Genomic DNA, 21,242 nt, shown 5'->3' on the forward strand with positions numbered 1-21,242 from the left:
CCAACAGACGGGTGAATGGTTGCCCGAAGCTACCCTGGACGCTTTCAGGGAATACCTCGTGGGGATCAAGGGCCCGCTCACCACACCGATAGGCGGTGGGATACGGTCGCTCAATGTGGCCATACGGAAGGCACTTGACCTATACGTGTGCCAACGGCCAACCCGTTGGTATGAGGGCGTGCCCTCGCCGGTGAAGCACCCTGAACAGGTCGACATGGTCATCTTCCGGGAAAATACGGAAGACATTTACACGGGCATCGAGTTTCCGGCCGGATCGGCCGAAGGGCAACGCATTAAAGAGTTCCTTGGACGCGATATGGCGGTCGATTTCGATTTCACCGCCGACACCGCAATCGGCATCAAGACGGTCTCCGAACACGGCTCCAAACGATTGATCAAGGCGGCTATCGAACATGCCATACGGCACGGGTTGCCCTCGGTAACCCTGGTGCATAAAGGCAATATCATGAAGTATACCGAAGGGGCATTCAAAGGGTGGGGGTATGAGCTGGCCGAGACCGAATTCGCAAATGCCACCTATACCTGGCAACAATGGGAGCGAAAGAAGGATGCCGATGGGGAAAAGGCCGCAAATGCGGAATTGGCCGCTGCGGAATCGGATGGGAAAATCATCATCAAGGATGTAATTGCCGACAATTTCCTGCAACAGATTTTATTGAATCCCAAAAACTATTCGGTCATCGCCACGTTAAACCTGAATGGCGATTACATATCGGATGCGCTAGCGGCAATTGTTGGGGGCATCGGTATAGCACCCGGCGCAAATATCAATTACCAGTCCGGGCATGCGGTTTTCGAGGCAACCCACGGAACCGCACCCCGTTTTGCCAATACAGACAGCATGAACCCTTCTTCCGTGCTTTTGAGCGGTGTAATGCTCTTCGAATACATCGGCTGGGACGAAGCAGCCAAACGGATAGTAACTGCATTGAAGCAAACGATTTTGGATAAAACGGTAACGGTTGACTTTTTCGATCAGATGCCTGATGGAAAGTTGCTGAAAACAAGCGAATTCGCTTCGGCAATCATCGATAAAATAAAATAGGGTTTTGACCGTTCGATATACTAATAACAGATACTCGACTTAATAATTGCATACGCATGGCCAATATTCTTTTGGTGGAAGATGATACCACATTTGCCACGATACTCGACAATTTCTTGAAAAAGAAGGGGTTCGATGTCGTGGTGAAATATAGTGTAAAAAGTGGCATTGAGGCACTTAAAGCCCATGAATTCCAGTTGATATTGTTGGATTACCGACTAGGTGATGGCATTGGATTGGAGGTGTTGGACGCCCTCCATGCCCAGGATAAAGTAATTCCCTCGGTTATCATGACCAGTTTCAATGATGTCCGTACCGCGGTGAATGCCATACGGCAGGGCGTATTCGACTACATCACCAAACCGGTTAACCCCGATGAACTGCTGATGGTTGTCAATGAAGCCTTGGAGGGGAAATCGGCCGGCAAAGCAGACGCAACGTCAAAAGCACGTAAAACCCGTATCGATACCACGCCGGGTTTGGACTTTGTAGAAGGGGCTAGCACGGCAGCACGCAAACTGCACGAATATATCGCATTGGTGGCACCCACTGATATGTCGGTGCTGATACGCGGCGAAAGCGGGACCGGAAAGGAATATGTAGCGCGCACAATTCACCAGAAGAGTAAACGGGCAGGCAAGCCCTTTGTTTCGATCGATTGCGGTACATTGTCTAAAGAGTTGGCATCGAGCGAGCTTTTCGGCCATGTAAAAGGATCGTTTACCGGCGCACTGAACGACAAGACCGGTCAGTTTGAAGAGGCGACCGGCGGCACGTTGTTTCTCGACGAAATCGGCAACCTCTCTTATGACGTACAGGTGAAACTGCTACGGGCGCTGCAGGAACAGGTCATACAGCCGGTGGGAGCGAATAAAACAATCAACGTAGACGTGCGGGTAATCGCCGCCACCAACGAAGACCTATTGGGGTCAGGCAAATTCAGGGAAGATCTTTACCACCGCATCAACGAGTTTGAGATCATCGTGCCGGCGTTGCGCGATCGGCGTGGGGACTTCCAGCAATTCGTCGATTTCTTTGTAAGGAAAGCCAATGAAGAGTTGGGCCGGAACGTGGAGGAATTGGCCAGCGAGGTGAAGGAAATTTTCAATGCATACGACTGGCCGGGCAACTTGCGCGAATTGAAGAATGTAATTAAGCGCATGGTACTGCTTTCGCCCGGCACCAAAGCCGAAGCATCCGCCTTGCCCGAAGAGATGGTATACGCGATAAAACGATCGGCTGACGCCCCAGCCACTGCACCATCAGCCGAAAATCCCGACCTGCGGTTGCATAGCGAAGCGCACGAACGAAAATTGATCGTGGATGTATTGCAGAAAGCTAAATACAACAAAAGCAAGGCCGCCCAGATGCTCAACATCGATCGGAAAACACTGTATAACAAGATGGAAAAATACGGAATTGAATGAAGCTTTTTTCCTATTCGACCGGTAGCACCTATCGCTTGGGCGTACTGATAGATGGAACCGGTTATGACTTAAACCAAGCCAACCCGCATATCCCCAGCACCATGCGTGGCTTGCTCGACGGAGGCGGGGCCATGATGGAGCTGGCCCACGAAACCGTACTCCGAATAACGAATGGGACCGCGGCAGCTGCACCCCTTCCTGCTTGGGGCATCGCCGCGCCGGTACCGGAACCGACCTCCTGCCGGGATGCCTATGCATTCCGGCAGCACGTAGAAACCGCGCGCCAAAACAGGGGGGTACCGATGATTCCTGAATTCGACCAGTTCCCTGTGTTCTATTTCACCAACCATCGTGCTATTTTTGGGCCCGGCGATATCCGTTGCATGCCGGCGCACTTCGATGAGCTGGATTTTGAGCTCGAGGTGGCCGTGGTACTCAGCCGGCAAGGGCGGAACATAAAAGCCGCGGCCGCGGATGCCTACATCGCCGGTTATATGGTCATGAACGATTTCAGCGCCCGGCGGCTGCAGCGGGAGGAAATGAAGCTGAGCCTTGGCCCGGCGAAAGGGAAGGATTTTGCTACGGCAATCGGCCCTTACCTGGTTACCCCCGATGAATTGGCCCCCTATAGGGCCGAAGCCAAGCCGGGCCATGTGGGGAACGTTTTTGACCTGGAAATGACGTGCGCCGTAAATGGCATCTGCGTATCGAAAGGTAATTTTGCCGATATGCATTGGACATTCGCGGAAATCATCGAACGGATTTCCTATGGTGTTGACGTATATCCTGGAGACGTCATCGGCTCAGGCACCGTAGGCACGGGGTGTTTCCTGGAACTCAACGGCACGAAAAAACGGGAAAATCCCCAATATGAACCCCAATGGTTGAAACCGGGCGATACGGTGGAAATGGAAGTAACCGGATTGGGACGCTTGGTGAATACGGTGAAGTTGGAAAATGCGCCGTAGTTTCATAGCTTTGACTTCAATGACGAAAACCATCGATCCGCTTACCCATCCGCAGTTTGACAACCTGCTGAAATATGCCATCGCACCGCGACCGATCTGCTTTGCGAGTACGATAGACAAGTCAGGCACAGTGAACCTCAGTCCATTCAGTTACTTCAACCTCATGTCGCAACGCCCGCCAATTTGCGTGTTTTCCCCGCTGCGGCGCATGCGCGATGGCAGCACGAAACATACGCTCGAAAATATCCGCGATGTGCCTGAAGTGGTGATCAACATTGTAAACTACGCCATGGTGCAACAGCAATCGCTAGCTAGTACCGAATACGAGCGAGGTGTCGACGAATTCGTCAAATCAGGCTTTACGCCGTTGGCCGCGGAACTGGTATCGCCGCCGCGTGTGGCCGAATCTCCGGTACAACTGGAATGCAGGGTGCGGCAAGTGATCGAGCTGGCCGACATCCCCGGAGCCGGAAACCTGGTCCTGGCCGAGGTGCTCCGGATGCACGTGCACGACGCCTTGCTGGACGCGGATGGCCGCGTTGACCAAGCCGAACTCGATCTGGTGGCACGGCTTGGTGGCGACTGGTATTGCCGTGTTACCGCGGCCAATCTGTTTGAAGTAGCCAAACCGCTACGGAACCGCGGAATAGGGGTAGACCAGTTGCCCCAACATATCCGGCAATCGCCCGTGCTGACCGGCAATCACCTGGGGCAACTGGGAAATGTAGACGTGCTCCCCACGGACGACGAGGTGGACGCACTGCGCACGGACCCCGACACCCGTGAAATATTGGACGCCTTCATTGGCGACAAGGCGACCCTACAAATCCACCTGCACCGAAAGGCCGCTGCGCTGCTCGACGAGGGGGAGGTAATGAAGGCTTGGAAAACGTTGTTGTTGATTTAACAACCGGCAACTATCTTTGAATTATTCGCAATATATTATTGGAATTATTGAACGAATTACAACAAATAATTCTTATTTTTGCGGCAAATTAAAAGGATACACCTCTCAGATAAAACAATATGAAGCATAATTTTGGAGCGGGGCCATGCATATTGCCCCAAGAAGTTTTTCAGGAAGCCTCCCAAGCCGTATTGAACTTCAATGACACCGGGCTGTCTATCTTGGAAATATCGCATCGCAGCAAGGAATTTGAAGCTGTGATGGTTGAAGCCGAACAGTTGGTGCGCGAGCTGCTGTCGGTACCGCAGGGGTACGCTGTTATTTTTGTGCAGGGTGGGGCCAGTACACAATTCCCGTTGGTGCCGATGAACCTGCTGGCTGAAGGGGGCAAAGCTGCCTATCTCGACACGGGAACCTGGTCGAGCAAAGCCATCAAGGAAGCAAAAAAAATCGGCGACGTCGTTGTAGTAGCCTCTTCGGCAGATGCCAATTATAATTATGTGCCCAAAACCTACGAAGTACCAAGCGATGCAGCATACCTGCATTATACAAGCAACAACACCATCTTTGGAACGGAAATCTTCGAAACGCCCAAGGCCAGCGTGCCGTTGGTATCCGATATGTCTTCCGACATCATGAGCCGTGTAATCAATGTAGCCGATTACGGTCTCATTTACGCGGGTCTGCAGAAAAATGTAGGGCCTGCAGGAGCGGCTGTTGTCATTGTGAAAGAAGAGTTACTTGGTAAAACCGGCCGGGCATTGCCCACGATCTTCGACTACCAATCGCATATTGCCGCGCACTCGATGTATCATACGCCACCGGTATTTTCTATCTACGTGGCGATGCTTAATCTCCGGTGGCTGAAAAATAAAGGCGGCATAGCGGTTATCGAACAAGAGAATATCATCAAGGCGCGTACGCTGTATGATGAAATCGACCGGAACCCCTTGTTTAAGGGAACCGCCAGGAGCGAAGACAGGTCAAGGATGAACGTGACATTCGTAACCGAAGACAAGGCGCATGAAGGCGCGTTCTTGGAACTCGCGAAAGAACGTGGATTGGTAGGCTTGAAAGGACACCGGAGTGTCGGTGGTTTCCGCGCATCGATTTACAACGCGCTCAGTATTACAGGTGTGAATGCATTGGTGGATACCATGCAGGAATTTGAAGAGAACAATAAATAGACACGAGACATGAGGATATTAGCAAATGACGGCATCGACCCCTTAGGTAAGCAATTACTGGAGGATGCAGGGTTTATAGTAGATACCAACCACATACCCCAAGCGGAGCTTGCGGAAAAGTTACCCGCTTACGATGCCATTACGGTACGTAGCGCAACCAAAGTACGCGCAGCGCTCATCGACGGGTGCCCAAACCTGAAATTAATCGGCCGTGGCGGCGTAGGGATGGATAATATCGACGTGGAATATGCGCGCTCCAAGGGCGTAGCAGTAATAAATACCCCAGCGGCCTCCTCGCTGTCGGTTGCGGAATTGGTATTCGCACACCTGCTGGGCGGTGTACGTTTTTTATATGATGCCCAACGGAAAATGCCCCTAGAGGGCGACACGAATTTCGGCGCCCTAAAAAAAGCTTATGCCAAAGGCGTGGAACTACGTGGCAAAACGCTAGGAGTCATCGGTTTCGGCCGCATCGGCAGGGAAACGGCAAAAGTGGGACTGGGCCTGGGAATGGATGTGATTGTAAGCGATCTATTCGAAGCCCCCAAAAGCCTTCCCTTGGAACTATCCGGAGGGATAACCGTCGACGTACCTATCCAACAGGTGGAGACCGAGGAATTGCTCCGCAAGGCAGATTTTATCTCCATCCACGTCCCTTTTACTGATAAGCCGATCATTGGGAAAGCGGAATTTGACCTATTGAAACCCGGCGTTGGGCTGGTGAATGCTTCGCGGGGTGGGGTTATCGAAGAAGTCGCTCTTTTGGAAGCGCTCGACAATGGCAAGGTTGCGTTTGCCGGGCTAGATGTCTATGACAACGAGCCCACACCACGCAAGGAGCTACTCACCCACCCGAAGGTCTCGCTTACCCCTCATATCGGCGCGGCAACAGGTGAAGCACAGGAACGGATCGGTGCGGAATTAGCGCAACTGATCATTGAGCACCTCAAGAAATAACAATCACAGCACAGGGATTGGGGTCATTCAAATCATACCATCGATGAAAATATTAAAATTCGGGGGAACATCCGTAGGAAGTGCGGAGCGCATCAAGGGATTGTTGGATATCATCAATCCCCAAAACCGCCAAATCATCGTGCTGTCGGCTGTGGCCGGCACGACCAACGCGCTGGTGGAAATTTCACAGGCCTATCTCGCCGGTGATAAGGACAAGGCGTCGGCGCTCATCAATACGTTGCACGATCACTACCGGACGCTGATTTCCGAACTTTTCACATCTGACGAAGGACGGCGGAACGGGGAAGAGCTGATCGATTACCATTTCAGCTTGATTGCGTCCTTTTCGAGTAAATTGTTTACGCCGGTAGAGGAGAAGATCATTCTTGCACAGGGGGAGTTGATATCTACCACATTGTTCCATTTCCACCTGACGGAATTGGGTATCCGGTCGAAGCTATTGCCCGCCTTGGATTTTATGAAGATCGATGAGGATAATGAGCCTAAAATCGATTTCATACGTGAACATCTGAATGAGCTGCTGCTCCAAGCAAATGATCACAATTTCTTCATCACGCAGGGATATATCTGTCGCAATGCTTTCGGCGAAATCGATAATCTGCGACGGGGCGGCAGCGACTATACCGCATCGCTCATCGGCGCCGCGATCGGGGCCGATGAAATACAGATATGGACGGATATCGATGGCATGCACAACAATGATCCGCGGATCGTCAAGGGTACCGAGCCCATTGCCCACCTGAGCTTTGACGAAGCTGCCGAGCTTGCCTATTTCGGAGCCAAAATTCTCCATCCGCAAAGCGTGTTCCCGGCACAGCGCTTCAACGTGCCCGTTCGCCTGCTCAATACCATGGCGCCTAATGCGGCCGGCACGCTGATCAGCAAAGACGGCATGGCCAAGGGCATCGTACGCTCCATCGCGGCAAAGGACGGCATCACCGCCATCCGTATCCACTCGTCGCGCATGCTGTTGGCCTATGGCTTTCTGCGACGTGTTTTTGAGGTGTTTGAACGCTACAAAACACCAATAGATATGATTACGACTTCGGAAGTGGCTGTTTCGTTGACCATCGACGACACGAAATACCTACAGGAGATCGAGCAGGAACTCGGGGATTTCGGAACGGTCGAGATCGATCGTGACCAGACCATCGTCTGTGTCGTGGGCGACTTCGGCTGGGATACGCACGGTTATGCATCGCGCGTATTGGATGCGGTTAAACATATCCCTGTACGGATGATCTCATACGGTGGCAGCAACTATAATATCTCCTTACTGCTAAAAACGGAAGACAAGGTCGAATCCCTTCGGTCACTGCATAATAGGCTTTTTTAATCATTCAAGTAAGCGAACGAATATGATGTTTGATTCCGGCCGTATTAAGGCATTTAGCCGACAGGAAACACCCTTTTACTACTATGATATGGCACTGCTGGAACAAACACTGGCAGCAGCACGCCAGTCTGCCGATACCCTCGGTTTCCATGTACATTATGCACTTAAGGCTAATTTCAACGACCGCCTCTTGGATTGTATCCGAGACATGGGATTCGGTGCCGATTGCGTAAGCGGGAACGAGGTACGTAAAGCCATGGAAACCGGATTCGACCCGGGCAAGATCGTATTTGCCGGTGTGGGCAAATCGGACAAAGAGATTACTTACGCCCTGCGCAATGACATTTTTGCATTCAATGTCGAATCGGTCCAGGAACTCGAAGTGATCGACACCCTTGCCGCTGCCCTGGGGAAAAAGGCCCGCGTAGCCCTTCGTATCAATCCGAATGTAGACGCCCATACCCACCAATATATCACCACCGGTCTGGATGAGAACAAGTTTGGTATTGCTCATTGGGAATTGACGGAAGCCGTCGAAACGCTAAGGGAATGCCTGCACATCGAGTTGGTGGGCATCCATTTCCATGTTGGCTCGCAGATTACCGATCTCAACGTCTTCAAAAGCCTATGTGTGAAGGTCAACGAATTGAATAATTGGTTTGATGAACGGGGCTTCCGGTTGAAAGTGCTCAACGTAGGGGGTGGCCTGGGTGTCGACTACCACGAGCCCGATGCCCATTCCATACCTGATTTCCAAGGTTATTTTTCGGTTTTCGACGAGTTCCTGGAGCGTAAGCCCGGACAGGAAGTGCATTTCGAATTAGGGCGGGCGTTGGTGTCGCAGTGTGGAAGCTTGGTTTCGCAGGTGCTGTATGTAAAGAACGGTATCAAGAAAAACTTTATCATCATCGATGCCGGGATGACCGAACTGTTGCGCCCAGCACTCTACCAGGCTTACCATCAGATCGAAAACCTCTCCGTGGATGCGGATGGACGAACTGGCGATACGTTACATTATGACGTGGTTGGTCCTATCTGCGAAAGTAGCGATTGCTTTGGAAAAGAAGTGCCCCTCCCCACCACTCAACGGGGTGATCTCATCGCCATCCGGACCGCAGGGGCCTATGGTGAGGTAATGGCCTCGCGATACAACCTCCGTGAAGAAATACGATATGTCTACAGCGACCAGCTGTGAATGGGAGGGGAGCCCCTTCCCATTAACTGTTAATCAACGACAGCATTTCGGCCGTATTGCGGACTTCCAATTTGTGGAGAATGTTTTTGCGGTGGGTCATAACGGTGTGCACCGATAAGAAAAGCTTGTCCGCTATCTCATTGTTGGTAAGGCCGTTGCTTACCAAGGTGATGATTTGCAACTCACGCGGGGAGAGCTTGAATTTATTCAGGAATTTATCATCAAAAAGTGCACTGGGCTCGGATGTTGCCCCCCCATGCTCATAATCGTAACGATTTTGGCCACCGTGGATGAGTTTAATGGTGTCGATGAGATGTTGCGCGTCTGAGTCTTTGTGCAAATAGCCATTGATATCCAGTTCGCGGCATTTGGCGTAGATATTTTCGTCGGCGTACATGCTCAATACAACCACCTTACAGGGAATCTGTTCGTTTTTAATGATACGAATTGTATCGGGACCATTAAGGATGGGCATATTCAGGTCGACCAATACCAAATCTACCATTCCGGTCCGCAAGTATTCGATAAGCTCCCTTCCGTTATTGCATATCTTTACCACCGACAGTTCGGCATCCGACTGTAAAATCGAGGCGATACCCTCCGACATCAATTTATGATCATCCGCTATAGCAATAGTTATCATTGGTTATTCGTTCATTTTCCCACGAGAATCCTTATTCCCGTGGAATCTGTAATGTAACTTTGGTCCCCTTCCCCGGAGAAGATAAAATCTCGATTCCACCGCCGATGAGTCGCACGCGGTCGTATATATTGCTTAACCCAGCTCCCCTCCGTATCGAATCGGATTCGAAGCCTGTCCCATCGTCGGCTATGGACAATGCACAGGCGTCCTTTTCCTCTGCTAACTTAACAAATATATGCTTCGCGTCCGCATGTTTCAAGATATTATTGATACATTCCTGAAATATCCGGCTGATCATCAAACGGTCATGGAAGGAAACCGGTTCACAAAACCCTTCATTTTCGAAGGATATTTTCACGATACCTGCTTTGTGGACCTTATTGAGTTCTTGTTCGATAAAATCGCTAAGCGAATACTGTTCCACACGGTTGATGTTTAGGTCGTGCGACAACAGCCTAATATCTTTAATCGCCTGGTCGATCAGTTGCCCGACATCGGCCTTACGCTGCGGGTCCGGACGGGAGAGGTAAAGTTTAATGAGCGATAGCACTTGTCCGACGTTGTCATGGAGCTCTTGCCCGACGTATTTTAATGTTTCCTCTCGGATCTCTACCTTGGCCTTCAATACTGCTTGTTCATATTGGACAATCAGTTCTTGCTGCTCCCGGATGGCTTTAATTTTTCGCTTTTGGTAAATAATGACCATGAGGAACATAAACACACCAATCAGCGCGAGCATTAAGCTTCCGAACAAGATCGCGATAGCTATTTCGATGTTTGTCGATTCGATGGCGTTTTCCACGATTCAATGATTCATCATCTGGTTAGCTGACCTCGCCAGGTGGTTTATGTAATAATATACCAGCAATATACATGGAATATAATATGAATGCAAATACCCGGAGCATCACCGACCCGAAATAAACGTTGTTGACCACGAAGTATGTCCAGAAGATAATGGTAAGGGTGCTACTCAGGTAGAAAAAAAATATGCCCGTGACAATCCAGAAGGTTGCCTTTCGGGCTGGATTGATGTCGTAACGGCGGTCGGATTTGACAAGATCGTGAAAATATAACAGCGAAAAGACAACCAGAGATACGGCCATGGTGGTACGGGGATAGGTCATCAAAAAGGAAATGTCTTGGATAAACAACAAATCGACGAAGAAAAACACAAGATTTAGTGCGGTAGCGGCAACGATGACCTTTCGTTTAACCGGATGGCTGACCACGCCGTGGAACAATGCCCCGAAATATAAGATGTTTATCGGCAAGGCCCAATTGAAGATAAAATGGTTGGACGCGTGGTTGGTAAATACAAAAGAGTACAGCGACGCGAATAGTTGGTAAAGGAACTGGAACAACAGGAAATACGGAAACAGCTTCAATACCGGTAGACGTAGGGTATGGCGCTTATAAAACCCAATGATCGCGCCAAGGAAGACTAAACCTAATAAAGCAATGGTAATACTATTCATAGGTTGACATTTTCACCGATATGGACAACCGAGTGCTCCACCGAACATGGCGGTGGAGCACGATGCCTTTGTCGATTAAATTAGACCGTCATACGGATCGGTATTTTCACAGTAACTGGCCATCTGGTGAGGGGGGTGGACATAAATCCAGTTCGTCCGCCGGCAATCCCGCTTGCGATGGGGCTATTGGGAGAATTACCGGCCCGATTTTCCCTTTGCCGCCCATCGTGGTAGCGGTCTTGGGTATGTTCAAGCAATCCACGCTATTCAACATCGTGGGGTTGTCCGGTTCGGAAGACCTTGTTGCAACCATTACGGCAGTATGCGCCTTTTTATGCTCGGGCCTTTTCAATGCAAATCCGGGGTAATCATCTGCAATAGCATAGTAAAAGCGGATTCCATCAGCCTTATTGATTTCCAATAACTCCAAGAGCGCTTCCTTGCTTACCCAAAATGAACGTGGTTCGTCCATTTTCTTGCCCAGCTCTTTGCTTCTTTTCAACGCTGCCGGAGCCCGCCGTTGCTTATCGTATGCTTTGACCATATGCTGGGCCAACTCCACGGGAATAAGGTTTAATCTACTTTTCTTTTGCATGTTTTCGCCTTTGTCTTTCATAATACGGTGCCTTAAAAATGCTTGATTACTATATGACAAACATCGCGAAAAATGGAAGCTCGGCCAATACACCAAATTAGGTATTTTTGTCAGGCCTTCCCCATTTCAAACACGCTATCGATTTTCCAATTGGCGGTGTCTTGAGACGCTTGTACGGCAAGGCGGTCGCAGCGTTCGTTCTCCGGATGACCCGCATGCCCTTTTACCCAAACGAACCTCACGTGATGCAATTTGTAAACATTCAGGAAACGCATCCAAAGATCGCTGTTCTTTTTGCCGGCAAACCCTTTCCGTACCCATCCATGTACCCAACCTTTCTCCACGGCGTCAACGACGTACTTCGAATCCGAATAAATAGTCACTTGCTGATTGGGCTTTTTAAGTGCCTCGAGACCCTTGATCACGGCCATCAGTTCCATGCGGTTGGTCGTTGTTTTGCGAAGCCCTTCAGACAGTTCCTTATAATGGGGGCCCGAGCGCAGGATGGTGCCGTAACCGCCAGGTCCCGGATTACCACTGGATGCCCCGTCTGTGTATAATTCAATCATTGGTCCAAAGGTAAACCATTCCCGCTGGAATCGTTCGGCAGATCAGGTATAAATTGCTTATTTCGTATTTGCAGAGATTAATACTCGTGTCTTTTGTAAGCATCGACAAAGCTTTTCCGCATCTCATCGAAGCCTTTGGAAACCGTTTTGGTAAATTCAGCATCAATTAGCTGGAATAGGCCATCGACGCCTCCGGTCACATCTGCTTCAGCAAGCTTATAAACCTGTTCGAGTGTGCCCTGTTCAAATTTGACAATAAACTTTTGGTTCATCGCAAAAATTGTAATCTTAAAGTCGGGGTGGGGGAGTTCTGCTATGGTTCGCATGCGCCGGTTTTAAACATATCCCTGGGCTTTCATAGCCGTGGCGACTTTTACGAAACCACCGATATTGGCCCCCTTCATGTAATTGATCACACCATTATTGTCTTTGCCGTAATGAACGCAAGTATCATGAATTTCCTGCATGATCTTCTTGAGTTTGCCATCTACTTTGTCGGCTGTCCACTGCTGTCCAATCCGGTTTTGCGACATTTCCAATCCCGAAACAGCCACACCGCCTGCATTTGCCGCCTTGCCGGGCGCATAAAGTATTTTGGCCTTCATGATCGCTTTGACAGCGAGTTCGGTACATGGCATGTTTGCCCCTTCGGCAATACACATACAACCTGCTTTCAACAGCTGCTTGACGTCCTGTTCATCTAACTCATTCTGTGTTGCACAGGGGAGGGCGATATCGCAAGCAAACTGCCACGGCTTTTTGCCTGCATGGTATTCCCCAGGGAAGCGCTTTGTGTAATCTTGGAGGTTACGCTTCAGTGAATTTACGTAATCCAACTTTTCCTGCGAAAAACCTTGTTCATCGTAAATAGTTCCATTGCTATTGGATATCGTGATTACTTTCGCACCTAAGGAAATGGCTTTGAGCGCTGCGTAGTATGCCACGTTACCCGCACCCGATATCGCCACCTTTTTACCCTTAAGCGTATCTTGTTTTTCGTAAAGCATGCGTTCAACGAAATAGAGCAAGCCAAAACCGGTAGCCTCCGGCCTGATAAAGCTACCGCCCCACGAAGGCCCCTTACCGGTCAAGACACCCGTGAAATTATTCTGTATCCGCTTGTACTGGCCGAATAGGTATCCGATTTCACGTTCGCCAACGCCAATGTCGCCAGCAGGGACATCTGTATCACCGCCAATATGGCGATTAAGTTCGGTCATGAAACTTTGGCAGAAACGCATAATCTCACTGTCCGATTTATCCCTAGGATCGAAGTCTGCGCCGCCTTTTCCCGCACCCAACGGAAGCCCAGTAAGGCTATTTTTAAACGTTTGTTCAAACGCGAGAAATTTCAATACACTGAGGTTGACGGTAGGGGAGAACCGCAATCCGCCTTTATAGGGACCAAGGGCGCTATTCATCTGGACACGGTAACCACGGTTGATTTGCACATGGTTTGAATCGTCCACCCAGACAACGCGGAACGAAACCGTCCGCTCGGGTTCCGTAATACGTTCAAAAAGTTTACAGGCAATCAGATCTTTCGCCTGCGTTTCGATATATGGTATAACGTCTTCGGCAACTTCTCTTACGGCTTGAAGATATTCGGGTTGGTTTGGATTGCGCACAGCAACGTAATCGACGAACGATTCAAAGTATTTTGACATATTAAATTGTACTATAATTATGAAGCAGGCAAATTTAACAAAAATTTAATTAAAGTAGCTGTTTTTTATGAATATACAATGACACAACCTGTTTTCATTAAAATTATATCAAATAACTGTTACATATAATGGATTGCCAGCAAGCTGTCCATTGATGGCAACCCAAGCGAGACTTCCGGCGTGGAGCTATTCCGTGTGGTAACGGGCGAATGGATGAATGGACGAAATGGGATTGGAAGGAAGATATATTAATTTATATTTAACATAACGTCAATTATAGTGAGTCGGAACACCTTTAAAAATACCGACCTAATACCACCTGTGAATTACCACGCATCCATCTGACCAATGGAAGTTCACAGGTGGTACTGACAGGTAGCGATCAATCAGTAATCAAGGGGTTTGCTAATCATCAATGCCGCTACCGTCAAGTTATTCCGCGCGTCGATCAGGATGGCTCCGCCGTTGGCCTTGTTGGTTACATAAGGGTCGAATGCCAGCGGATCCGCACACTTCAATTGGATCCTGCCGATATCGTTCAATCCGAAGCCATCGCTGGCCGATTTCTCCAACGTCTGGATGTCCACCCGGTAAACAATATCCTGAATTTTCACCTTTGTCATTTTCCCGTGTTGCTGGAGCAGATAGGTTTGATTGACATCTAACAGCCTGGTGTCCATCCAACATATATCGGATTCGAAATACTGGGAAAGCATCGGCTGTTCATCAGCTTTCACGAGCATGTCACCCCGGCTGATATCGATATCATCTGCCAGATGAAGGATTACAGATGCCCCGTTTTCGGCTATGTCAAGACGGTCCGATGCCAATTCGATACCTGTAACCGTACTAATAAAGCCCGAAGGCAAGGCTACAATCCGATCGCCCACCGCAAAAGAACCACCGACAACGCGGCCTGCGTAGCCTCTATAATCCGGCAGCTCCGCTGTCTGTGGCCGTATCACCCACTGAACAGGGAAACGCGCCTGTTGTGCCTGCGGTTGTTGGTTTACCTCGACCGTTTCGAGGAAATCCAATAGCGGCTTTCCATCGTACCACGGTGTATTGGCGGACCCTGAGGCAATATTATCCCCCTTCAATGCGCTGACGGGGATATAATCTACCTGTGTGGTATTCATGTTTTCGGTAAGCCGCTCATAATCGGCTTTGATTTTATCAAACACTGCTTGGTCGTAATCAACCATATCCATCTTGTTGATACATACCAGGATATTGGGGATAGCTAATAACGATACCAGGAAAGAATGCCTTCTTGTCTGTTCTACCACGCCCTTGCGGGCATCGATGAGGATGATCGCAAGATCGGCATTGGAGGCACCGGTGACCATGTTACGGGTATATTGGATGTGCCCCGGTGTATCGGCAATGATAAATTTGCGCTTATCGGTATGGAAGTATTTGTAGGCGACGTCAATGGTGATGCCCTGCTCACGTTCCGCTTTCAAGCCGTCAGTCAAAATGGCGAGGTCCAGTGTGCCATCGTCGTTTTTCCGATTAGCGCGTTGGATAGCTTCCAATTGATCATCTAATATCGAATCGGTATCGTACAGCAGCCTGCCTATCAAGGTGCTTTTACCGTCGTCTACACTGCCTGCTGTTATGAATTTCAATAGATCCATTGTTGGATTTTCTTTTTTGTTGTTTGAATTTCTAATGCTGTTCCGTTGTCGATGGATCAAAAATAGCCACCCTTTTTACGGTCTTCCATAGCCGCCTCAGACACCCTATCGTCCATGCGTGCCCCCCGTTCGCTGATATTCGACAATTGTATTTCTTCGATGATATCATCGATATGATAAGCTTCGGATGGCACTGCGGCCGTACACGTCATGTCGCCCACCGTCCTGAATCGCACCTTTCGGCGTTCCACAACGTCTTCATGGTCAATGCTCAAGAATTCCGTCGCGGTCATCAATTGCCCATTACGCGTAATCACGTCTCGTTCATGTGAGAAATAGATGGACGGTAAGTCGATATTTTCCCTTCGGATATAGTTCCAAACGTCCAGTTCGGTCCAGTTACTGATGGGAAATATGCGTACATTTTCCCCTTTGTGGATACGTCCATTATAAATGTTCCACAATTCAGGGCGTTGGCGTTTCGGGTCCCATTGCCCAAACTCGTCCCGCACGGAGAAAATCCGTTCCTTTGCACGTGCTTTCTCTTCATCGCGACGTGCGCCACCGATGCAAGCGTCAAAGCCATTCGCAGAAATGGTATCCAGCAACGTGGTGGTTTGAAGCTGGTTACGACTGGCATTCTTTCCTTTTTGTTCAACCACTTTGCCGGCATCTATGCTATCTTGCACAAAGCCCACAATCAATTCTTCTTGCAGTTCTGCTATCAATGCATCACGGAAAGCGATCGTTTCCGGAAAGTTATGTCCTGTATCGATATGCACGAGTGGAAAAGGAAACCTTCCGGGCCTGAACGCTTTTTTTGCCAAATGCACCAGGGTAATCGAGTCTTTCCCGCCTGAAAATAACAATGCCGGTTTCTCGAACTGCCCCGCCACTTCCCGTAAAATGTATATGGCCTCAGCCTCCAAATGGTCTAAATAATCCATGTTTATTATCTCTGCTTTATTTCATCTAATTATTCTTCTTCTAGCGGCCGAGCGTGTCACGTTGCATGCAAGCCACATTCCTTTTTACTTTTGTCCTCCCACCACCAACGGCCTGCGCGGAAATCCTCCCCCTCTCCCACTGCCCGCGTGCAGGGTGCGCAACCGATACTTGGGAATCCTTTGTCGTGCAACGGGTTATACGGGATTTGGTGTTCTTTTACATAATCCCAGACGTCTTCCAACGACCAATGGTAAATCGGGTGGAACTTGACCAAGTTGTTGCCTGCGTCCCACTCCACCTGCGCCATGCCTTGCCGGTTATCAGATTGCGTCGCACGGATACCCGTTATCCAACAGGCCGCACCATGCAAAGCACGCTGGAGCGGTTCTATTTTACGGATGCGGCAACATTCCTTCCTGTTTTCCACGGATTCATAAAAGCTGGCCGGCCCTTTTTCAGTAACCAATTGCTCAACGGCTTGTGTGTCTGGGAAATAAGCTTCTATTTTTCTTTTATAGCGCTCCACTGTTCGGTTCCATACGTAGTAGGTTTCACGGAACAGCCGTCCGGTTTCGAGCGTAAAAACACGTATCGGCAAATCGTTGCTAAAGATCATGTGCGTGATCGCCTGGTCCTCGACGCCGAAACTGGTGGAAAAAACCACACGTCCTGGAAAACGGTGGGTAATTGAGGCCAGCGCATCAGCTATGGCCTTTCCGTCCACGAGGGCAGTAATTTCAGTTGTCAGTGCATTCATTTTTCATCTTTTGACGCGAGCAAAGATACGGTATGTGCATTAAGTGTCCTTACCTTGTCGGCAAAATCACCTTTTAACAAGTCCCTAAGTTGGCTCATATAATTAAGTGTCTCGTCGATTTCCTCGGGGAGCGCCTCATTCAGCAACTCTTTGATCCGCTTCGCAATCGTGGGCGATTTCCCGTTTGTGGATATACCGAGCTTCAAATTCCCCTTTTTCACGATAGAACCTAGATAAAAATCGCACAAATCCGGTTTGTCTGCAACATTGATCAACAAATGCCGTTTACGGCTCTCGTTCCGGATATGTACGTTCAAATCGGCATTATCGGCCGCAACAACGACCACATCCACCCCATCCAAATCGGCATTTTCGAAGGCCCGCTCGTACAAAGTGACTGACGGGTACGCGCGGGTAAAAACCCGTATTTCCCGACTGATTTCCTTGCCGACAACCTTAACCGACGCGTGGGGGCTGTTGCCCAGCAATGCAGTAAGCTTTTCCAATGCCACATTCCCACCACCCACAAGGAGGGTCTGCAATCGATTCAACTGCAGAAATACAGGGAATAGTTGGTTGCTCACTTGGTCGCTCATACCGCTATGGCATCTTCCCGGCTCCTTTTCGATCCGTATTGCACATGTTTGGCTACCACTTCACCGATAATAATCACCGCTGGCGCACCTATTTGTCGGGCTTGGGCTTCATCGGCGATGTTATCCATGGTGCCCAATGCTGTTTTTTCGTCGGGCAGCGATCCATTCTGGATAACCGCTACCGGCAGATTCCCCCGCCCGGCGCCCTGATAAATACGGGCGATTTCCGATAATTTATTTAATCCCATCAGCACCACCACTGTGGCGTCCGTTCGGGCCGCTGCGTGGATATCTTTCGAAACCGAACCCGCCGTGGTAGCTCCGGTAATCACCCAAAAGCTTTCACTTATGCCACGATAGGTCAATGGAACCCCTTGCAGCCCAGCCAGCGCAATGGCACTGGAGATACCGGGAACCACCGCGGTAGTGATATTGTTTTCGGCGGCATAGTCCAGTTCTTCCCCACCCCTTCCGAAAACAAACGGATCGCCGCCCTTCAGGCGAACAACATGGCCGTTTGTCTGTGCGAGTTCAACCATCATCCGGTTTGTTTCCAGCTGGCTGAATGTATGGTGATTTGCCCGTTTGCCTACGAAGATGCGTAACGCATGTTTAGGCGCATAATCCAATAATTCTTCATTCACCAGGGCGTCGTATAGTACGGCGTCCGCTGTCGCCAACGCTTTCAAGCCTTTTAAGCTGATCAGGTCGGTATCTCCAGGCCCAGCCCCCACGAGTGTTATTTTGGGATGTCTATTCATTTCGTTGTTCAGTTATTTCTGTATCCGTATCGGAATACGGTTCGTTAACCGTTTGCCGCTTCGGCCACCGACCGTTTGGCGATGTTGGCTTGGTGGAAGTCGATAGCTTTCGCTAAATACTGCCGTGCGAACGCCTCGGATGGGTCTTGTTTATTGATTTCAAGTACCTGACTGGCAAACCCTCCCGGAACGTCAACATCACCGGATTCTACAAAATTTTTCTCAAAATCGTTGATGATGGCAATTTGGGTGCTGCTGTGGATTCCTTTTTCCAGCAACAGCGCTTTAGCTGCACTGATATACATGCTATACGTATGATAAATCGCATCGGCAAATGCGCCATTACTGTAGCTTTCATTCGCCCAATCGAGTTTTTCTTCCGCTTCAAAGAGCAATACGGAAACCAAGTCGACGACCACGCCTGCACATTCGCCTACGCCGATGGCTTGCTGGTAGGTCTCTTGGTGGCCCCAATCAACAAACTCTTCTTCTATTAAGTTGGTGAGGTCGGCAAGTGGTTTCAGCATCCGGTAAAAATAGTCTTTGGTTTGGCGTTCGAAATACGCATGGAAATGCTCCGACGGTAGTCCGTTTGCCGCATAGTCATCCAACAACAAGCGTACCGCCTGGTCAACCCGCTTAGAGGGGACCTTGATCACCCGTTCGGCCACACGGCCAAGTCCATCGCCCAAAACGCCGCCGCCGAGCATGATCTGCGCCGCAGGTACTACCTTGCCATTGGCTTTTAGCGAGCTACCGTGCAACCCGATATTGGCGATTCCGTGCTGTCCGCACGAATTCATGCAGCCGCTGATTTTTATTTTTAGGTCCCGATCGTAAACAAGTTCCTCGTATTCCTCATAAATCAATGACTCCAATACCCGGGCCATTTCGGTACTGTTTGAAATACCTAGGTTACAGGTGTCTGTACCCGGACAGGTCGTCACGTCTGCCACACTATCAAACCCAGGTTTCGCAAAGCCGATTTTAAGCAATATATTGTAGATATGCGGCAGCGATTCTTCGCGTGCGAACTTCAGCAACAGCCCTTGGTTTTGCGTCACGCGCAACTCGTCGGCCACATGGCCGCGGATACCCGCCAACAACACCCTTGCTTTCTCGGTAGGCATGTCGCCGGTTGGCACCTTGATATTGATTGCATAGAATCCTGCTTGCTTTTGCTCCCAGACATTAGTTTTCCGCCAGATTTCGTAGGCCATGCTATCAACCACCGGCGCCACCTCGGTGGGAACGTGGCCGGGAGGCTCGGGTTGCGGCACTGCGTTACGGTCAATGCTATAGGTCTTTACTTTGCTAGCGATTTGTTCTTCACCGATCAGTTGTTTCACTTCTTCGAGGCCCAATTTCTGGATCAGGTACTTAAACCGGGCTTTGTTCCGGTTATTCCGCTCACCGTACCGGTCAAATGTTCGCAGCACGCTTTCAGAATACGGTATCAGTTGGTCTTCGGGAAGGAACTCGTGCACCACGTGCCCTGCCATGGGCTGGGCTCCTAACCCGCCTCCCAATACGACACGGAACCCCCGTTCCTCTTGGCCGTTCACCGTTCGGACCCTAGGAATAAACCCAAGGTCCTGCCCGAAAGCAAAAGCAGTATCCCGGGGGCTGGACGAAAAACCGAATTTAAACTTCCGGCCAAGTTCTTGGCAAATCGGATTACGGAGGAAATAAGAGAACGTGGCGTGGGCATACGGCGACACGTCGAAAGGTTCGTTGGGGTCGATGCCCGCCTCGGGCGATGCCGTGACGTTACGCACCGTGTTGCCACAGGCTTCCCGTATCGTAATATCATCTTCAGCCAGCTTTGCCCATAACTCAGGCGTACGGTCCAGGCTCACGAAGTGGATCTGGATATCTTGTCGCGTGGTGAAATGTAGATTACGGATGGCGTACTCATCGGAAATGTCCGATATACGGAGCAGCTGTTTGAATGTGACCTTGCCAAACGGCAGCTTGATCCGCACCATTTGAACGCCGGGTTGCCGCTGTCCATAAATACCGCGGGCTAGCCGTAAGCTTTTAAATTTTTGTTCTGGCAATGACCCGTCCCGGAACGCCCTGATTTTGCGTTCCAGTTCAATAATCTCCTTTTCTACGACCGGGTTTTCCAGTTCGGTCCTGAAACTTTGCATGGATGTTGTCTAGCTATTAATGGAATAAATCCGCCTATATACTCTGTTATTCTTGCTCCTATCAAGGTCGGATAACCATCCCGACCCTTTTCATGGCACAAATATACCTAATGTATATAGAAATAGTAGTGTTAAAATGAAAATTTGACAAAACACCCAAATAAACTACTGTAATACAGTGTTTTGAATTTTAATTACCCAACTCCGACATGAATTTAATCCGCATCAACTGGATTTCTTCGTAGGTATAATCATCGGAGCCCAAATCACTTAATGCTTGGTCGACGGAATCGATTTCCGCGCCGCGGAAATAATCGAAAACCTCGTCTTGTCGATCCTCGTCGATAATCTCATCCACGAAGTATCCTAAA

General features: G+C 49.6%; 22 protein-coding genes. 8 read left to right on the forward strand and 14 right to left on the reverse strand.

Annotation, left to right across the window (positions count from 1 at the left end):
* From icd to lysA, 8 genes are all read left to right on the forward strand, one after another.
* Nucleotides 1–1,066: NADP-dependent isocitrate dehydrogenase (gene icd, locus ACO1NT_RS10990; RefSeq protein WP_449048673.1), on the forward strand; the 1,066-nt coding region annotated here is incomplete at its 5' end.
* 56 nt (nt 1,067–1,122) lie between these two features.
* Nucleotides 1,123–2,493, forward strand: a complete 1,371-nt coding sequence (locus ACO1NT_RS10995) for a sigma-54-dependent transcriptional regulator (RefSeq protein WP_449048674.1) — start codon at nt 1,123–1,125, stop codon at nt 2,491–2,493.
* The gene (locus tag ACO1NT_RS11000; protein WP_449048675.1) at nt 2,490–3,461 is read left to right on the forward strand and encodes a fumarylacetoacetate hydrolase family protein; all 972 of its coding nucleotides are present in this window, start codon (nt 2,490–2,492) and stop codon (nt 3,459–3,461) included. The genes ACO1NT_RS10995 and ACO1NT_RS11000 overlap by 4 nt, the downstream gene beginning before the upstream one ends.
* A 19-nt stretch (nt 3,462–3,480) precedes the next feature.
* Nucleotides 3,481–4,368: a flavin reductase family protein gene (locus ACO1NT_RS11005; RefSeq protein WP_449048676.1), complete on the forward strand. Its 888-nt coding sequence runs from the start codon at nt 3,481–3,483 to the stop codon at nt 4,366–4,368.
* 119 nt (nt 4,369–4,487) lie between these two features.
* A complete protein-coding gene (gene serC, locus ACO1NT_RS11010; RefSeq protein WP_449048677.1) occupies nt 4,488–5,555 on the forward strand; it encodes a 3-phosphoserine/phosphohydroxythreonine transaminase in 1,068 nt (355 codons plus the stop codon).
* A gap of 9 nt (nt 5,556–5,564) precedes the next feature.
* Complete coding sequence (locus tag ACO1NT_RS11015; RefSeq protein WP_449048678.1) at nt 5,565–6,512, forward strand: D-2-hydroxyacid dehydrogenase; 948 nt, start codon at nt 5,565–5,567, stop codon at nt 6,510–6,512.
* A 43-nt stretch (nt 6,513–6,555) separates the two neighbouring features.
* Entirely contained in the window at nt 6,556–7,869 is a 1,314-nt protein-coding gene (locus tag ACO1NT_RS11020; RefSeq protein WP_449048679.1) for an aspartate kinase, read from the forward strand.
* A 25-nt stretch (nt 7,870–7,894) separates the two neighbouring features.
* On the forward strand, nt 7,895–9,064 hold the full coding sequence (gene lysA, locus ACO1NT_RS11025; protein ID WP_449048694.1) for a diaminopimelate decarboxylase: 1,170 nt from the start codon (nt 7,895–7,897) through the stop codon (nt 9,062–9,064).
* 22 nt (nt 9,065–9,086) lie between these two features.
* Here lysA and ACO1NT_RS11030 read toward each other — a convergent pair whose 3' ends face one another.
* From ACO1NT_RS11030 to ACO1NT_RS11095, 14 genes are all read right to left on the reverse strand, one after another.
* Nucleotides 9,087–9,707, reverse strand: a complete 621-nt coding sequence (locus ACO1NT_RS11030; protein WP_449048680.1) for a response regulator transcription factor — start codon at nt 9,705–9,707, stop codon at nt 9,087–9,089.
* Between the two features lie 31 nt (nt 9,708–9,738).
* Nucleotides 9,739–10,509: a sensor histidine kinase gene (locus tag ACO1NT_RS11035; protein ID WP_449048681.1), complete on the reverse strand. Its 771-nt coding sequence runs from the start codon at nt 10,507–10,509 to the stop codon at nt 9,739–9,741.
* A gap of 22 nt (nt 10,510–10,531) precedes the next feature.
* Nucleotides 10,532–11,185, reverse strand: a complete 654-nt coding sequence (locus ACO1NT_RS11040) for a hypothetical protein (protein WP_449048682.1) — start codon at nt 11,183–11,185, stop codon at nt 10,532–10,534.
* A 106-nt stretch (nt 11,186–11,291) separates the two neighbouring features.
* Nucleotides 11,292–11,801 carry a hypothetical protein gene (locus ACO1NT_RS11045; RefSeq protein ID WP_449048683.1) on the reverse strand — a complete coding sequence of 170 codons (510 nt, stop codon included), beginning with the start codon at nt 11,799–11,801 and terminating at the stop codon, nt 11,292–11,294.
* An 89-nt stretch (nt 11,802–11,890) separates the two neighbouring features.
* A complete protein-coding gene (rnhA, locus tag ACO1NT_RS11050) occupies nt 11,891–12,349 on the reverse strand; it encodes a ribonuclease HI (RefSeq protein ID WP_449048684.1) in 459 nt (152 codons plus the stop codon).
* A gap of 77 nt (nt 12,350–12,426) precedes the next feature.
* On the reverse strand, nt 12,427–12,675 hold the full coding sequence (locus tag ACO1NT_RS11055) for a hypothetical protein (RefSeq protein WP_449048685.1): 249 nt from the start codon (nt 12,673–12,675) through the stop codon (nt 12,427–12,429).
* A 9-nt stretch (nt 12,676–12,684) separates the two neighbouring features.
* The gene (gene gdhA / locus ACO1NT_RS11060; protein WP_449048686.1) at nt 12,685–14,016 is read right to left on the reverse strand and encodes an NADP-specific glutamate dehydrogenase; all 1,332 of its coding nucleotides are present in this window, start codon (nt 14,014–14,016) and stop codon (nt 12,685–12,687) included.
* A gap of 386 nt (nt 14,017–14,402) precedes the next feature.
* Nucleotides 14,403–15,656, reverse strand: coding sequence for a sulfate adenylyltransferase subunit 1 (locus ACO1NT_RS11065; RefSeq protein WP_449048687.1), 1,254 nt, complete (start codon nt 15,654–15,656; stop codon nt 14,403–14,405).
* Between the two features lie 56 nt (nt 15,657–15,712).
* On the reverse strand, nt 15,713–16,603 hold the full coding sequence (cysD, locus tag ACO1NT_RS11070) for a sulfate adenylyltransferase subunit CysD (protein WP_449048688.1): 891 nt from the start codon (nt 16,601–16,603) through the stop codon (nt 15,713–15,715).
* 56 nt (nt 16,604–16,659) lie between these two features.
* Nucleotides 16,660–17,361: a phosphoadenylyl-sulfate reductase gene (locus tag ACO1NT_RS11075; protein WP_449048689.1), complete on the reverse strand. Its 702-nt coding sequence runs from the start codon at nt 17,359–17,361 to the stop codon at nt 16,660–16,662.
* Complete coding sequence (locus tag ACO1NT_RS11080) at nt 17,358–17,957, reverse strand: precorrin-2 dehydrogenase/sirohydrochlorin ferrochelatase family protein (RefSeq protein WP_449048690.1); 600 nt, start codon at nt 17,955–17,957, stop codon at nt 17,358–17,360. The genes ACO1NT_RS11075 and ACO1NT_RS11080 overlap by 4 nt, the downstream gene beginning before the upstream one ends.
* On the reverse strand, nt 17,954–18,718 hold the full coding sequence (gene cobA / locus ACO1NT_RS11085) for a uroporphyrinogen-III C-methyltransferase (RefSeq protein ID WP_449048691.1): 765 nt from the start codon (nt 18,716–18,718) through the stop codon (nt 17,954–17,956). Before cobA ends, ACO1NT_RS11080 begins: the two co-directional genes overlap by 4 nt.
* 44 nt (nt 18,719–18,762) lie before the next feature.
* Nucleotides 18,763–20,871, reverse strand: coding sequence for a HEPN domain-containing protein (locus ACO1NT_RS11090; protein ID WP_449048692.1), 2,109 nt, complete (start codon nt 20,869–20,871; stop codon nt 18,763–18,765).
* A gap of 190 nt (nt 20,872–21,061) precedes the next feature.
* Nucleotides 21,062–21,242, reverse strand: a 181-nt coding sequence (locus ACO1NT_RS11095; RefSeq protein ID WP_449048693.1) for a hypothetical protein, incomplete at its 5' end; no start/stop codon positions are given.

This window comes from Parapedobacter sp. (assembly GCF_053550995.1).